The organism is Streptomyces sp. NPDC002446 (genome assembly GCF_053595675.1).
Window position 1 is genome coordinate 14,531 of sequence record NZ_JBSFYC010000086.1, and the last position, 15,152, is coordinate 29,682.

The following is a 15,152-nucleotide window of genomic DNA, read 5'->3' on the forward strand; positions in this document are numbered from 1 at the left end:
GTCGGAGACCAACAATTCCCCCGATGGTTCTTCGTCCTTGTCCCCACGGGCGGGCGGAACCACCCACAAGAGAGAGTGTGAGGGTGCTCGTACTCGTCGCTCCCGGCCAAGGCGCTCAGACGCCCGGCTTCCTGACCCCCTGGCTCGACCTCCCCGGTGTCGAAGACCGGCTCCGTGAGTGGTCGGCAGCCATCGACCTGGACCTGGTTCACTACGGCACGAAGGCCGACGAGGAGGAGATCCGCGACACGGCGGTGGCCCAGCCCCTGCTGGTGGCGTCCGCCCTGATCTCCGCCCGCCGGCTGTTCGCGACCGCCGACGACTTCGCCGCGCAGGTCGGCGTGGCGGCCGGCCACAGCGTCGGTGAGCTCGCCGCCGCCGCGCTGACCGGAGTGGTCTCCGACGAGGCCGCGATGAAGCTGGTGCGCCGCCGCGGCCAGGCGATGGCCGAGGCCGCCGCCGTCACCGAGACCGGCATGGCCGCGCTGCTGGGCGGCGAGGAGTCGGTCGTCATCCCGCATCTGGAGCGGCTGGGCCTGACCCCGGCGAACGTCAACGGCGCCGGCCAGATCGTCGCCGCGGGCACCTCCGAGCAGATCGCCGCGCTGGTCGAGAACAAGCCGGAGGGCACCCGCCGGGTCGTACCGCTGAAGGTGGCCGGCGCGTTCCATACTCACCACATGGCACCCGCCGTCTCGGCCCTGGAGTCCGCGACCACCCAGCTGTCGGTCGCCGATCCGCACACCCGTTACGTCTCCAACAAGGACGGGCAGCTGGTCTCCTCCGGCCAGGAACTGGTGCAGCGGCTGGTCGGCCAGGTGGCCAACCCCGTGCGCTGGGACCTGTGCATGGAGACCTTCAAGGAACTCGGCGTCACCGCGCTCATCGAGGCCGCCCCCGGCGGCACGCTCACCGGCCTGGCCAAGCGGGCGCTGCCCGGTGTGCGGACGCTCGCCCTCAAGACGCCCGACGACCTCGACGCGGCCCGCGAGCTGATCGCCGAAGCGGGATCGGTCGTCTCCGCAGCAGGCTCTGCACCGGCCGAATAGGAGTCCGAAGCGCATGACCTCGAAGATCAAACCCTCGAAGGGCGTCCCGTACGCGCGGATCATGGGTGTCGGCGGCTACCGCCCGACCCGTGTCGTGCCCAACGAGGAGATCCTCAAGCACATCGACTCGTCCGACGAGTGGATCCGTTCGCGGTCCGGCATCGCGACCCGCCACTGGGCGGGTCCCGACGAGACGGTCGCGACGATGTCGATCGAGGCGTCCGGCAAGGCGATCGCCGACGCCGGCATCACGCCCGAGCAGATCGGCGCCGTGATCGTCTCCACGGTCTCGCACTTCAAGCAGACCCCGGCCGTCGCGACGGAGATCGCGCACCGCATCGGCGCCGGCAAGCCGGCCGCCTTCGACATCTCGGCGGGCTGCGCGGGCTTCGGCTACGCGCTGACCCTGGCCAAGGGCATGGTGGTCGAGGGCAGTGCGGAGTACGTCCTGGTCATCGGTGTCGAGCGGCTCTCGGACCTGACCGACCTGGAGGACCGCGCGACGGCCTTCCTCTTCGGCGACGGCGCCGGCGCGGTGATCGTCGGCCCGGCCAAGGAGCCGGCGATCGGCCCGACGGTCTGGGGGTCGGAGGGCGACAAGTCCGAGACCATCAAGCAGACCCTCGGCTGGGACGTCTACCGCTCCACCCCGCTCCCCGGAGGCGACGGCCCCGAAGCGCGCCCCGCCCTGGAGGAGATCCGTTACCCCGCCATCACGCAGGAGGGCCAAGCGGTCTTCCGGTGGGCGGTGTTCGAGATGGCGAAGGTCGCCCAGCAGGCACTGGACGCGGCCGGGGTCAGCCCGGACGACCTGGACGTCTTCATCCCGCACCAGGCCAACATGCGGATCATCGACTCGATGGTGAAGACTCTGAAGCTGCCGGAGAGCGTGACGGTCGCCCGCGACGTGGAGACCACCGGCAACACCTCGGCCGCCTCCATTCCGCTCGCCATGGAGCGGCTGTTGGCGACCGGTCAGGCCAAGAGCGGCGACACCGCGCTGGTCATCGGCTTCGGGGCGGGTCTCGTCTACGCCGCGACGGTCGTTACCCTCCCCTAGGCAAGATCTGCGCAGCGCCGACCTCTCCGGATGCGTCGGCCGCCGCATGGATCTTCACCGCAAGTAACGCAGTTTCCCTTTAAAATGACCGAAGGAGCGCCATCATGGCCGCCACTCAGGAAGAGATCGTCAAGGGTCTCGCCGAGATCGTGAACGAGATCGCCGGGATCCCGACCGAGGACGTCCAGGTGGACAAGTCCTTCACCGACGACCTGGACGTCGACTCGCTGTCCATGGTCGAGGTCGTCGTCGCCGCCGAAGAGCGCTTCGACGTGAAGATCCCGGACGACGACGTCAAGAACCTCAAGACGGTCGGCGACGCGACCGACTACATCCTCAAGCACCAGAGCTGATCCAGCTCCTGCGCATGTCGCCACCCCGCGGTGGCGCCGTCGATTCAGACCCCTCTACCCGTGGAGTAAGAATTCCCGTGAACGCGACCAATCGCACCGTGGTCGTCACCGGTATCGGCGCAACCACACCGCTGGGTGGCGACAGCGCTTCGACCTGGGAGGCACTGCTCGCCGGACGCTCCGGTGTCAGCACGCTCGACCAGGACTGGGCCGCCGACATGCCCGTCCGGATCGCCGCTCAGGCGGCCGTGGACCCGTCGGAGGTCCTCCCCCGGGCACAGGCCCGCAAGCTGGACCGCTCGGCGCAGTTCGCGCTGATCGCGGCCCGCGAGGCCTGGGCCGACGCCGGTTTCACCGCCAAGGCCGGTGAGCCCGACGCGGCCGCCGGTGCGGCGGGCTCGGTCAACCCCGACCGGCTCGGCACCGTCATCGCCTCCGGTATCGGCGGTGTGACCACCCTGCTCGGCCAGTACGACATCCTCAAGGAGAAGGGCGTCCGCCGCGTCTCTCCGCACACGGTGCCGATGCTGATGCCCAACGGACCGTCCGCCAACGTCGGCCTGGACGTGAACGCCCGCGCGGGTGTGCACACCCCGGTCAGCGCCTGTGCGTCCGGCTCCGAGGCGATCGGCTACGCCATCGAGATGATCCGTACGGGCCGTGCCGACATCGTCGTCGCGGGCGGTACGGAGGCGGCCATCCACCCGCTGCCGATCGCCGCGTTCGGCAACATGATGGCGATGTCGAAGAACAACGAGGACCCCGAGGGCGCTTCCCGCCCCTTCGACGTCGCACGCAACGGCTTCGTCATGGGTGAGGGCGCGGGCGTCATCGTCCTGGAGTCGGCCGAGCACGCCGCCAGGCGCGGCGCCAGGGTCTACGCCGAGGCCGTCGGCCAGGGCATCTCCGCCGACAGCCACGACATCGTGCAGCCCGAGCCGTCCGGCAACGGCATCGCGCACGCGCTGCAGAACCTGCTCGACGCGACCGACCTCGACCCGGCGGAGATCGTGCACGTCAACGCGCACGCCACCTCGACCCCGCAGGGCGACCTGGCCGAACTGAAGGCGCTGCGCAAGGTCTTCGGCGACGACACCGACCACATGGCGGTCTCCGCCACGAAGTCGATGACCGGCCACCTCCTGGGCGGCGCCGGCGGTATCGAGACGGTCGCCTCGATCCTGGCGCTGTACCACCGGACGGCTCCTCCGACGATCAACATCGACGAGCTCGACCCGGAGGCCGACGCGGACGTCGTCCGCGGCGAGGCCCGCAAGCTGCCCGCCGAGGGCCGGATCGCGGCCCTGAACGACTCGTTCGGCTTCGGCGGCCACAACGTGGTGCTCGCCTTCCGCACGGTCTGACACCTGCGCCACACACGCCGAGGGCCCGTCCGGTGAGCTGCACCGGGCGGGCCCTCGGCGTGTCCGCGCGGGGTGCTTCCCGGACAGGTTCCGGGCGGATTTCAGCCGCAGATACGGCAGGCCGAGCACCGGGACTGCCGACGGGAGGTCAACTCGCCCTTCGCGGCCGGTGCCTTGGTGCGGCGGCCGCCGAGCGGGCGTCAGACGACCCGGCGGAGCCGGCGGACCGGCGCCGCGCTCCTCAGACGACCTGGTGCAGCCAGCGCACCGGGGCGCCCTCGCCGGCGTACCGGAACGGCTCCAGTTCGTCGTCCCAGGGCTTGCCGAGCAGCTTGGCGACCTCGGCGGCCAGCTCGGTCTCACCGCGCGCGGCGCGGGCGACCGCGGCGCGCAGCCGGTCCTCGGGGATCAGGATGTCGCCGTGGATGCCCGTGACGGCGTGGAAGATGCCCAGGTCGGGGGTGGAGCTGTAGCGCTCGCCCTCGGCGGTGGAGCAGGGTTCCGCGGTCACCTCGAAGCGCAGCAGATGCCAGCCGCGCAGCGCGGAGGCCAGCTTGGAGGCCGTACCGACCTCGCCCTGCCAGGAGAACTCGGCTCTCCAGGTGCCCGGGGACGCCGGCTGGCGGATCCAGTCGAGGTTGACGCGCACACCGAGGACGCCCGCCACGGCCCATTCGACGTGCGGGCACAGCGCGCGCGGAGCGGAGTGGACGTACAGAACTCCACGTGTCGTCACCGGGACCTCCAGTGCGGTTCGAGGTTCGCCTTCCCCAGCGGCCTCGTGCCCGTTCCGGTTGCGGCCGGGACAGTTGCCATTCTGCCCCAGTGATCACTTCGGCACCAGCATGCGAGGTGACCTACAGTAAACACCATTAGGCGGAATTTGCCGCAAAAGGGACAGGAAATGACGTGATGTAATTTGTCTGTGCCGACTGCACTTGCCACTTTGGGTCACCGCCCGGCAGGCACGGGGCAAAGCTACCGCGCGGTCCCGGGCGAGGGGGTGACGTACCGTCGGTACCCGAAGAGATATCACTCGCACGCCGGAGGGGACAGGGGATGAAGCAGATCGGCCGGCCCTTTCGCCCCCGGCATCACCGCCCCGGCCACCGGATCTCACGCACCGTAACCGCCGCTGCCGCACTGCTGATCGCCCTCACCGCCTGCAGTGGCTCCTCCGCAACGCACTCCGGCGCCGCGGGCAAACGGCAGCCGAAACCGGCGCCCACATGGCGCACCGACCCCGGCTCGATCGCGGCGCTCGGCGACTCGATCACCGTCGGCTTCGACGCCTGCACGGTGCTCTCCGACTGCCCCGAGGTCTCCTGGGCCACCGGCACCGACCCCAGGATCGACAGCCTGGCCCGGCGGCTGGTCACCCACCCCGCCACCCACAGCTGGAACTTCGCCAAGACCGGCGCGCTGATGAGCGATCTGCCGGACCAGATCGCCGCGGCCGTCCCGCGCAGGCCCGAACTGGTCACGGTCCTGATCGGCGCCAATGACGCCTGCCGCCGCACCGTGGGCGCGATGACCCCGCAGGCCGCCTTCCGGGCCGACTTCGCGCGGTCCCTGAAGTCGCTGCGGCGCGCCCTGCCGCACACCCAGGTGTACGTCGCCGCGGTGCCGGACCTGCTGCGGCTGTGGTCCGAGGGCCGCAAGAACCCGCTCGGCAAGGAAGTGTGGAAGCTGGGGATCTGCGGATCGATGCTGCGCGACCCGGACGATCTGACCAAGCCCGCGCAGGACCGGCGGACGAAGGTGCGCGCGCGGGTGATGGCCTACAACGCGGCGCTGGCGGCGGAGTGCGGCAAGGATCCGCTGTGCCGGTTCGACGGCGCGGTCTTCGACTACCGCTTCACCGACCGGCAGTTGAGCACCTGGGACTGGTTCCACCCGGGCACCAGGGGCCAGCGGGAGCTGGCGGAGCTGGCGTTCCGGACGATCACCCGCAAGAAGCCGTAGACCGCAGGGCGCCCCGCACCCCCGCACGGTCACCGCAGGACGCCGGGCGGCCTGCCGGGCATAGGCTCGCGGGCATGAACACCCAGGTCGGCACGCAGGTCAGCAGGGAACCCTTCGGCACACTGGACGACGGGACCCGCGTCGACCGCTGGACCCTCAAGGCGGGTCCCGGGCCGGGCGGGCTGCGGGTGCGCGTGCTGACATACGGCGGGATCGTGCAGAGCATCGAGGCCCCGGACCGCGACGGGACGAGGGCGCAGCTGGCGCTCGGCTTCGCCGACCTCGCGTCGTACGTCGCACACGGCGGGTCGTACTTCGGCGCGCTGGTCGGGCGGTACGCCAACCGGATCGCCGGGGCGCGCTTCACGCTCGACGGCAGGACCTACCCGCTGACGCCGAACGACGGGCCCCACAGCCTGCACGGCGGGCCGGGGAACTTCTCCCGCGTGGTGTGGAACGCCCGGGAGACCGAGGGCGGGGTGGAGCTGCACCGGGTCAGCCCGGACGGCGAGGAGGGCTTCCCCGGCACCCTGGACGTGCGCGTGCGGTACACCGTCTGCGCCGGTCCCGGCGGCGGCGCACTGCGGATCGCCTACCGTGCGCGGACCGACGCCCCGACGGTCCTCAGCCTCACCAACCACACCTACCTCAACCTGGGCGGGGACTGCAGCGGCAGCGCCACCGGGCACGAGCTGCGGCTGGCGGCGTCCCGGTACACGCCCGTCGACGGCACCGGCATCCCGGTGCCCGGTGCGCCCGCCGAGGTCGGCGGCACCCGCTTCGACTTCCGCACGGCGCGCCCGGTGGGCGGCGCCTACGACCACAACTTCGCGCTGGACGGCGGGGTGAGCGAGCGCCCGCGTACGGTCGCCGAACTGTACGACCCGCGCAGCGGCCGCGCGCTGGAGCTGGCGACCACCGAGCCCGGCCTGCAGCTCTACACCGCCGGCCATCTCGACGGCTCCCTGACCGGCACCTCCGGGGTCCCCTACGGGCCCGCGGCCGGCCTCGCGCTGGAGACCCAGCACTTCCCGGACTCGCCCAACCGCCCGGACTTCCCCAGCACGGTCCTGCGGCCCGGCGCGAGCCACCGCTCGGAGACCGTGTACGGATTCTCGGTGCGGCCACCGCGGGCGGGGGCGGGGGCGGGGGCGGGGAGCGCCTGAGCGCGCCGGTTCCCCTAGGGGAGCGTCATACCGTGTGGTGACGGAAAGGTCATACCGTGCGGCGACGACCGCGGGGCGGCGAAGGCCGATGATGGTCGGTGATCGGTTCCGTTCGGCTCCGATTCGCCGCCTGCTCCGGGAGAAGTCTCATCATGGCCCGCCTCCGCGTTCCCCATCTCGTCCTGTCCTGCGCGGCATTGACCGTGCTGATGACCGGCTGCTCGCTGTCGGGTTTCGGCCCGACGAAGGAGGCGGAGCGTACGTACTCGGTCGAGGGCAAGGTCACCGCGCTGTCGGCGACGACGCACGGCGGCGACATCGAGGTGGTGCCGGTCGACGCCGGCGGGTCGGTCAAGGTGCGGGAGAAGTACAGATACAACGACAGCAAGCCGACGCCGGAGCACAGCGTCAAGGACGGCGTGCTGACGCTGAAGGCCGAGGACTGCGGCATGGGGCGAAAGTGCGAGGTGGGCTTCCGCGTACTGCTGCCGCGGGACGCCTCGGTCGAGCTGCACACCAGCGGCGGCGACATCACCATCCGCGGCACGGCCGGGAAGATCACCGCGGAGACCAGCGGCGGCGACATCACCGTCGAGGACTCCGCCGCCCGTACGGCGAAGGTGAAGACCAGCGGCGGCGATGTGGACCTCGCGCTGACCTCCGTGCCCGACGACGTCTCGGCGCGCACCAGCGGAGGCGATATCACCATCCGCCTCCCCAAGGCCGGCTACGCGGTGGACGCCTCCACCAGCGGCGGCACCAGCAAGGTCTCCGTGCCGAAGGACGAGCGGTCCGCGCACAAGGTGACGGCGCGGACCAGCGGCGGGGACGTGTCGGTGGTGACCTCATGACGGTGCTGGTCTGGCCCTGTGACGGCGGTGGCCCCATGAAGGCGGTGGCCCCGTGAAGGCGGTGATCTCATGACCGGGCGGGAGCGCCTCCGGGCAGCGGCGCCCCCGGACCCGGACCGGCCCGAGAGGCCCGGCGAGCCCGCCTCAGCCGACGGTGACCTGGGCCGTCAGCCTGCGGTCGGCGACGCTGTGCGCCGCCTCGACGGTATAGACGCCCTTGACCCGGCGCCAGCCGCCGTCCTCCTCTTCCCACACCGCGAAGGCGCGGTCCGGCAGCGGGATCTCGGCCTCGGCGCTCTCGCCGGGAGCGGCCTCGACGACGGCGAAACCGGCCAGCCAGCGGGCCGGACGCTCCGGTGCGTCCGGGGCGGCGTCCGCAGTCGGCGCCAGATAGACCTGCACGACCTCGCGGCCCGGCCGGTCGCCCGCATTGCGGACCCGGACCCGCACCGAGTCGGGGGTGGTGTCCAGCGACTCGTACTCCCAGTCGGTGTAGCCCAGGCCGTGCCCGAAGGGGTAAGCGGGCGCGGAAGCGGACCGCTGCCAGGCGCGGTAGCCGATGAACAGCCCCTCGGAGTAGGCGAGTTGACCGCCGGTCGGGGTGACGGCGGTGACCGGGGCCTCGTCGAGCCGGGCCGGCCAGGTGGTGGGGAGCCGGCCCCCCGGCTCGTGCGCGCCGAGCAGGACGTCCGCCAGCGCGACGCCGGCTTCCTGGCCGGGGAACCAGCTCAGCAGCACCGCGGGCACATCCGCACGCCACGGCAGCTCCACCGGCGCCCCGGAGTTGACGACCACGACGGTGTACGGATTGGCGGCGGCGACCCGGGCGACCAGCTCGTCCTGGCGGCCGGGCAGCCGCAGATCGCGGCGGTCGTAGCCCTCGGACTCGACCTCCTCGGTGGTGGCGACGACCACGACCGCGACATCCGCGGCGGCCGCGGCGCGCACCGCCTCGGTGATCTCGGCGTCGGGGTCGCGCTGCGGCCCGCTGTGGCCGAGGGTGAAGCGCAGCGCGTCCATGCCCTCGCCCAGGCCGAGACTGAGCGGGACGAAGCGCAGGGTGACCTCGACCCGCTCCCCCGCCGTCAGCTCCGCCGTCACCCGCCGCTCCTCGGGGTTCATGAACGCCTCGAAGGGATCGTTGCTCGCCGGCGCCCAGCTGCCGTCGAAGAGGACCGAGCCGCCGACGGTCAGCCGCAGGTCACCGGCGCCGGCGACGGCGAAGGTGTGGGTGCCGGTGGCCCGCGGGATGTAGCTGCCGGTCAGCTCGACGGCAGCGAGGTCCTGCCGGCTGACGCCCGCCGGGAAGCGGCCCGCCACCTGCACCTTGCCCTCGGACTGCGGTGCCTCGGCGAGCAGTTGGCCGTCAGCGGCGAGGTAGCGGGTGCACAGCGTGAAGCCCTCGCGGGCGTAGCGGAGCCGGGTGCGCGGGTCGGCGCCGACCGCGAAGGTGAGCTCGACGTCATCGGGCAGCGCGAGGCGCAGCCCTTCCAGCGGGGAGACGACGCTGTCGGGGAAGACGGTCGCGGAGCCGCCGCCCAGCACCCGCGCCTCGCGCGCGCAGGCCCCGATGACGGCGACACTGCGAACCGCCGCCGGGTCGATCGGCAGCGCCCGCCGCGCACCGCCGACGGGCTCGTTGCGCAGCAGGACGAAGCCGCGCCGGGCGACCTCGCGGGCCACCGCCCGGCCGTCGATCCCCTGCGGCACAGCGGCCGGATCGACGGCGGCCGGCACACCGTCGAGGCATCCCGTACGGGCGGCGAGCAGCAGCACCCTGCGCACCGCGTCGTCCACCTCCGCCTCGGCCACCGCGCCCGCGCGGACGGCCTCGGCGAGCGGGGCGCCGAAGACCGTACGGGGGCCCGGCATCGCCACGTCCAGCCCGCCGCGCAGGGCGCGCACGGTGTCGCGGGCCGCCGTCCAGTCGGAGACGTTGCAGCCGTCGAAGCCCCATTCGCCGCGCAGGACCCCGCCCACGAGGGCGCGGTGCTCGGTCATCGTCGAGCCGTTGACCTGGTTGTAGGCCGTCATGACGCCCCAGGGGCGGGCGTGTTCGACGATGTGCTCGAAGGGCGCCAGATACAGCTCGCGCAGCGGCCGGGGAGCGATGCGGTTGTCGACGGTGAACCGGTCCGTCTCGGCGTCGTTGCCCACGAAGTGCTTGACCGTCGTCCCGACACCGCCCTCCTGTACGCCCCGCACATAACCGGCGCCGATCACACCGGTGAGCAGCGGATCCTCCGAATAACACTCGAAGTGGCGGCCGCCCAGCGGTGATCGGTGCAGGTTGACCGTCGGGGCGAGAAGGACGTGCACGCCCTTGCGGCGGGCTTCCTGGGCGAGGAGGTGACCGGCCCGGCGGGCCAGTTCGGGGTCCCAGCTGGCGGCCAGCGCCGTGGGTCCGGGCAGCGCCACGGAAGGGTCCTCGGGGTTCCACTTCTGACCCCGGACGCCGATCGGGCCGTCCGACATCACCAGCGAGCGCAGCCCGATCTCCGGTACGGCCGGCAGCGTCCACATGTCCTGGCCGGACAGCAGCCGGACCTTGGTGTCGAGGTCGAGCGCGGCGAGTGCCCGCTCGACGGCCGCGGTGTGACCTTCCGCGCGATCGTGGCCGCAGTCCTGGTCACGGACCGGACGCCGGTCGTCGTGGACGGGCTCATGGGGCTGGTCGTCGATCATGCGGCTCTCCGGTGCTCCCTGAGTGGATGTGCGGCCCCCTGCCCGGATTCTTTCGCCCCAACCTGACGAACAGTAAGCACCGTGACTTTTCCGTTACTCCAGCCGTACGGGATCTCCACTCCGGGGTTACGCTCGGCCGGCAAGTGCGCACCAGATCAGGACGCGCTCCGCGGCGGCCGGCCGCGCCCACGGCGGGGCGGCAGCGCCCACGGCGGGGCGGCAGCGCCCACGGCGGGGCGGCAGCGGACGCACCGTCCAGCGTGCGGAGCGGCGGGAGGCCGTTCTGCGGGCCGGCCGCCATGGAACTCATCGCCGAGCGCGGCTGCCGCCCGCACCTCCCTAGCCGCCGTCGCCGAGCGCGCCGGGCTGACCCAGCAGGGCCTGCCGCCGCGCCACTACCCCACGAAGGAGCTGCTGCTGATCAGCGTCCTGGAGGCGCGCGACTGCTGGGACCTGGCCTCGGCGGCCGCAGCGTCCGGGACCCGGCGCAACGGCGCAACGACGCACTGACGCACCGACGCCCTCGCCCAGCTCGTCGACACCCTCGCCCGGCTCGTCGACTGCAACGCCACCCGCCCCGGCATCGTGCAGACCTACACCGTGCTGTCCGCCTAAACCGTGCTGTCCGCCGACAGCGTCACCGAGGACCACCCCGCCCGCGCGTCCTTCGGGTCTCGGCGCCGGGAGCGGGCAGGGCCAGGAACCCGACGCGGACCGGCCCCCGCGCCCGGGGCCCTAGCGGACGGGCGCGAGGCAGGAGACGGTCATCTTGTCCGGGCTGTACTCCAGGTCGGCGAGGAACTCACCGTCCCTGCAGGTGTCCTTCGGGGTGTCGAGCCTGCGGGTCACCATGTACTGCGCGTCGGCCGATCCGCACTCGACGACCTCCAGGTCCTGGTCGTGCCAGTCGCCGTCGTTGCGGACGCAGTTGCCGACGGAGAGGGTCGGCTTCTTCCCGATGCCCGCTCCCTCGACGAACGCGCCGAGGACGAACAGGGTGGGGATGGCCAGGACCACAAGCGCCATCGGCACCAGGAACAGCATCGCCTCGGGCCGCCGCAGCAGCGACCTGCCCGGATCGAGCGGGGGCCGAAAGCCGCCTGCCGGGTCGGCCAGTTTGCGGAAGCGGGCCCGCGGACCGAGGTTCACCAGCAGGGTGATCGGGGTGATGGCCACGGACAGCGGGCTCCACCAGCCCTGCCACAGCGTCTTCGCGGACATCTCACGATAGGTGGCCAGTCCGCAGGAGCGGCAGAAGACCGCGCTCCTGCTGAGGAACCGCATCAGGAAGAGAATCCCCTGATGCCCGCGCACGGTGGCCTGCACGGCCGGCCGGGCGCCGCAGAACTCGCAGCCGGGGGCGGCGGCATGGGGCCCGGGGTGCGGCTGCTGAGCGTACGGGCCCGGGGCCGGGGCCGGGGCCGGGTGCCCCTGTGGCGGGGCGTAGGGGCCGGCGGGCTGCGGCGGGTAGGGGCCCGCGGGCGGCTGCCCGTACGGTCCGGCGGGCGGCTGCGCGTACGGTCCGGCGGGCGGCTGCGCGTACGGATGCGGGTGCGGGTGCGGGCCGTGCGGTGGTGGCGGTGTGGCCACGGAGGTTCCCCCTGGTTTCGCGGTAGATGCCGGCCGCGCGTGGGCGAACCGGAGCAGAAACCCTAACCGCGGGCCGGATCCGGCCACTCCGCGCCCTCTACCGCCGCACCGCCCGCCCCGATTTACTCGCCCCATGAGACGCATACGTACCAAGCCGCTCGCCCTCGGCATCGCGCTGACCGCCGCCCTCCCGCTGTCCCTGACCCCTCCGGCCACCGCGGCCACGGCGGCCACGGCGGCGAAGGCCACAGCGACGAAGGCCGCGGCGGCGGAGGTCACAGTGGAGGAAAGCCGGCTGACGCAGGCCGCGCCCCAGGAGATCCTGCGGCGCAGCGGATTCGACGACCAGGCACCGGAGTTCGGGCGCGGGCTGTCGCGGGTCACCACGTACCCGCAGGCCAGGCGCTATGTCGCGGACGCGGGGCGGGCGCTGTGGCGACGGGCCGTGGACCGGGCGCAGGGACGCGGGCCCCAGGGCGGCGACCTGAGCCGGGACGACGACCGGCCGCTGTACTGGGCACGCCTGGGGATGACGAAGGAGCTGCGCCAGTGGCGGCCGGACTTCGGGCTGTCCGCCTCCCGGCGCACCGCCCTCCTCGGCTCGTTGGAGCGCACTTCGCGCGGGCAGGACTCGATCGAGCTCCCGGCGGGGAAGCGCGTCCTGCGGATCGTGGTGACCGGCTTCGACCCCTTCCAGCTCGACGCCGACCCGCGGCGGAGCAACCCGTCCGGGGCGGCGGCGCTCGCACTGGACGGGACGACGGTGCGTACCGCCTCGGGCCGGCCGGCCCGGATCGAGGCCGCGGTCTTCCCCGTACGGTGGGCCGACTTCGCAGCCGGCACGGTGGAGCACACGCTGCTGCCGCACCTCCGGCGCGGTCCGCGTCAGGTGGATCTCTTCACGACGGTCAGCCAGGGCCGGCCCGGGCGGTTCGACGTCGAGCGGACCAACGGGGCCTGGCGGGGCGGCTATCCGGACAACGCGCGGGAGTCCCGTACGGAGACGGTGCCGGTCCCGGCGGGAGTGCCGACCGTGACGCCGCAGCCGCAGTGGACGGCCACCAGCCTGCCGTACGCGCGGATCGCGGCGGCACACACCGGGCCGTACCCGGTGGTCGACCACACCGCCGTCACCGAGATCCCGGCGGGCGGCACCGAACCGGTCGAGCGCCCGGACGGCCCGACTCCGGGATCCACGGCCCGCGCCGGGGGCGGCGGGGACTATCTGTCCAACGAGATCGCCTACCGGGCGACGCTCCTGCGGGACGCGGTGCGGCGCCCGGCGCTCCCGGGCGGCCATCTGCACACTCCAGTCCTGGAGTTCGGGCCCGGCAACACCGATCCGGCCGGCGGCCGGGTCACCGACCCCGACTTCGTACGGAACCGGATCGCGATCACCGAGCAGGTGCGGGCGGTCGTGACGGTGGCGGCCTCGGAGACCGGCCGCGGGTAGGTTATCCACAGGCCCGCCCACGCCGCGGACGCCCGGGGCATCATGGGGAAATGATCGTTGCTGCCGCACAATTCTCCCCTGTACCAGGCGATATCGACGCCAACGCCGCGCGGATGGCCGCGCTCATCACCGAGGCCGCCGGGCGCGGCGCGGGCCTGGTCGTCTTCTCCGAACTCGCCCTGACGCAATACGACCTGACCCTGATAGCGGCCGACCCGGTCGGCATGTCGGTCTCGGCGGACGATGCGCGGCTGCTGCCGGTACGCGAGGCGTGCCGGACGACCGGGGCCGGCGCGGTGGTGAACGCGGCGGGCCGCGCTGCCGACGGCGGACGCGGCCCCACCATCGCTTCGTTCGTGTACGGGCCGGACGGCACCCTGCTCACCCGCTACGACAAGGTCCATCTGACCGAAACCGAGCGCGAGGTCTTCACCCCGGGCACCGCCGACGGCCGCTTCACACTCGGCGGGATCCGGTTCGCGCTGGCCACCTGCTTCGACAGCTCCTTCCCCGAGGTGCCGGAGCGGGCCGCGGCCGACGGCTGCCGGGTGTATCTCTCCAGCGCGTTCCACGACGGGCCGGAGCGGGTGGCGCGCTATGCGGAGCTGGCGCGGGACAACGGGCTCCAGGTGCTGCTCGCCAACGGCATCGGGACCGGCAGCCCCGGCCCGGCCTGCGGCCTCAGCGGCGTATGGCGGCCGTCCGGCGAGCGGGTGGCGGCGGCCGCCGAGTGGACGAAACCGGTGCCGGGCGACGGCGCGGAGCTGGTGCTGGCCGATGTCCGCGACCGGATCACGCTGATGTCGGACCCGGCGGTGGCGGCGATCCCGGTCGAGGAGTGCGGTGAGCCGCTGGTGGACGTACGGACCGCGGCACCCGGGCTGCTGGTGGCCGAGGATCGCCATGACGAGCGCGGCGCGTTCGCGCAGCTGCGAAAGGGAGTGCTGGAGCGGCTGCTGGCCGCGCAGGAGGCGCTGCCGGACGGACTGCGACTGCAGCTCGTCGAGGGCTACCGCCCGCCGGCACTGCAGCGCCGCTACTTCGAGGAGTACGCACAGGAGCTGCGCACCGCCCACCCCGACTGGGACGCCGACCGCATCCACCACGCCGCCAGCCGCTATGTGTCGCCCCCGGCCATCGCACCGCACAGCGCGGGCGGCGCGGTGGACCTCACCCTCGTCACCTCGGCCGGCCACGAGGTCGACATGGGGACACCCATCAACGCCTCCCCGGAGGAGAGCGGCGGCGCCTGCTACACGGCTGCCCCGAATCTGACCCCCGCCGCCCGCACCCACCGCCACATACTGAGCTCCACCCTGCGGGCCGCCGGCCTGGTCAACTACCCCACCGAGTGGTGGCACTGGTCCTACGGCGACCGCTACTGGGCCCTGACAACGGCTGCGCCCCATGCCCTGTACGGCCCGAGGGAACTGACGGAGGAGGCGTGACACCACTGGTGGAGGAGAGGTGACACTCCTGGCGGATGACCGATGGCCGACGGCTGGCGGCCGACGGCTGGCGGCCCCAGCCGCTGGGAGCGGCCGTGGCCGGTGGCCGTGCGCAGCCAGACGTCCACCTGCTCGCCCGTGCTGTTCCTCCAGGCCACCGCGAAACTG

12 protein-coding genes and 1 pseudogene are annotated in these 15,152 nt (G+C 72.8%); 10 read left to right on the top strand and 3 right to left on the bottom strand.

The window, feature by feature from the left end; all coding sequences use genetic code 11:
• Positions 1-83 precede the first annotated feature (83 nt).
• The 4 genes from ACWD6P_RS32435 (at position 84) to ACWD6P_RS32450 (ending at position 3,826) form a co-directional block, all read left to right on the top strand.
• Positions 84-1,049 (top strand): ACP S-malonyltransferase, encoded by a 966-nt coding sequence (locus tag ACWD6P_RS32435; RefSeq protein WP_451447769.1) that lies wholly within the window; start codon positions 84-86, stop codon positions 1,047-1,049.
• 13 nt (positions 1,050-1,062) lie between these two features.
• Entirely contained in the window at positions 1,063-2,109 is a 1,047-nt protein-coding gene (locus tag ACWD6P_RS32440) for a beta-ketoacyl-ACP synthase 3 (RefSeq protein WP_451447770.1), read from the top strand.
• 104 nt (positions 2,110-2,213) lie between these two features.
• A complete protein-coding gene (locus tag ACWD6P_RS32445; protein ID WP_016572342.1) occupies positions 2,214-2,462 on the top strand; it encodes an acyl carrier protein in 249 nt (82 codons plus the stop codon).
• Positions 2,463-2,539: 77 nt separating this feature from the next.
• Positions 2,540-3,826, top strand: coding sequence for a beta-ketoacyl-[acyl-carrier-protein] synthase family protein (locus tag ACWD6P_RS32450; RefSeq protein WP_451447771.1), 1,287 nt, complete (start codon positions 2,540-2,542; stop codon positions 3,824-3,826).
• A gap of 241 nt (positions 3,827-4,067) precedes the next feature.
• On the opposite strand, the gene ACWD6P_RS32455 is transcribed toward ACWD6P_RS32450, so the two are convergent.
• Entirely contained in the window at positions 4,068-4,562 is a 495-nt protein-coding gene (locus ACWD6P_RS32455; RefSeq protein ID WP_451447772.1) for a DUF3145 domain-containing protein, read from the bottom strand.
• 323 nt (positions 4,563-4,885) lie between these two features.
• Between ACWD6P_RS32455 and ACWD6P_RS32460 the strand changes: the two genes are divergently transcribed.
• The 3 genes from ACWD6P_RS32460 to ACWD6P_RS32470 all read left to right on the top strand — a co-directional run bounded on the left by ACWD6P_RS32460 (position 4,886) and on the right by ACWD6P_RS32470 (position 7,808).
• Entirely contained in the window at positions 4,886-5,791 is a 906-nt protein-coding gene (locus ACWD6P_RS32460) for an SGNH/GDSL hydrolase family protein (RefSeq protein ID WP_451447773.1), read from the top strand.
• Positions 5,792-5,865: 74 nt separating this feature from the next.
• Positions 5,866-6,957, top strand: coding sequence for an aldose epimerase family protein (locus ACWD6P_RS32465; protein ID WP_451447774.1), 1,092 nt, complete (start codon positions 5,866-5,868; stop codon positions 6,955-6,957).
• Positions 6,958-7,109: 152 nt separating this feature from the next.
• The gene (locus ACWD6P_RS32470; RefSeq protein ID WP_451447775.1) at positions 7,110-7,808 is read left to right on the top strand and encodes a DUF4097 family beta strand repeat-containing protein; all 699 of its coding nucleotides are present in this window, start codon (positions 7,110-7,112) and stop codon (positions 7,806-7,808) included.
• A gap of 144 nt (positions 7,809-7,952) precedes the next feature.
• Here ACWD6P_RS32470 and ACWD6P_RS32475 read toward each other — a convergent pair whose 3' ends face one another.
• Positions 7,953-10,493, bottom strand: a complete 2,541-nt coding sequence (locus ACWD6P_RS32475; RefSeq protein WP_451447776.1) for a glycoside hydrolase family 3 protein — start codon at positions 10,491-10,493, stop codon at positions 7,953-7,955.
• 283 nt (positions 10,494-10,776) lie between these two features.
• On the opposite strand from ACWD6P_RS32475, the pseudogene ACWD6P_RS32480 reads away from it, so the two are divergent.
• Positions 10,777-11,171, top strand: a pseudogene (locus tag ACWD6P_RS32480) (helix-turn-helix domain-containing protein); the annotation flags it as partial.
• A 57-nt stretch (positions 11,172-11,228) separates the two neighbouring features.
• On the opposite strand, the gene ACWD6P_RS32485 reads toward ACWD6P_RS32480, so the two are convergent.
• Complete coding sequence (locus ACWD6P_RS32485; protein ID WP_451447777.1) at positions 11,229-12,083, bottom strand: LppU/SCO3897 family protein; 855 nt, start codon at positions 12,081-12,083, stop codon at positions 11,229-11,231.
• A 133-nt stretch (positions 12,084-12,216) separates the two neighbouring features.
• On the opposite strand from ACWD6P_RS32485, the gene ACWD6P_RS32490 reads away from it, so the two are divergent.
• Positions 12,217-13,536: a pyroglutamyl peptidase gene (locus ACWD6P_RS32490; protein ID WP_451447778.1), complete on the top strand. Its 1,320-nt coding sequence runs from the start codon at positions 12,217-12,219 to the stop codon at positions 13,534-13,536.
• A 50-nt stretch (positions 13,537-13,586) separates the two neighbouring features.
• Positions 13,587-14,984, top strand: a complete 1,398-nt coding sequence (locus ACWD6P_RS32495; protein WP_451447779.1) for a nitrilase-related carbon-nitrogen hydrolase — start codon at positions 13,587-13,589, stop codon at positions 14,982-14,984.
• Positions 14,985-15,152: the final 168 nt, after the last annotated feature.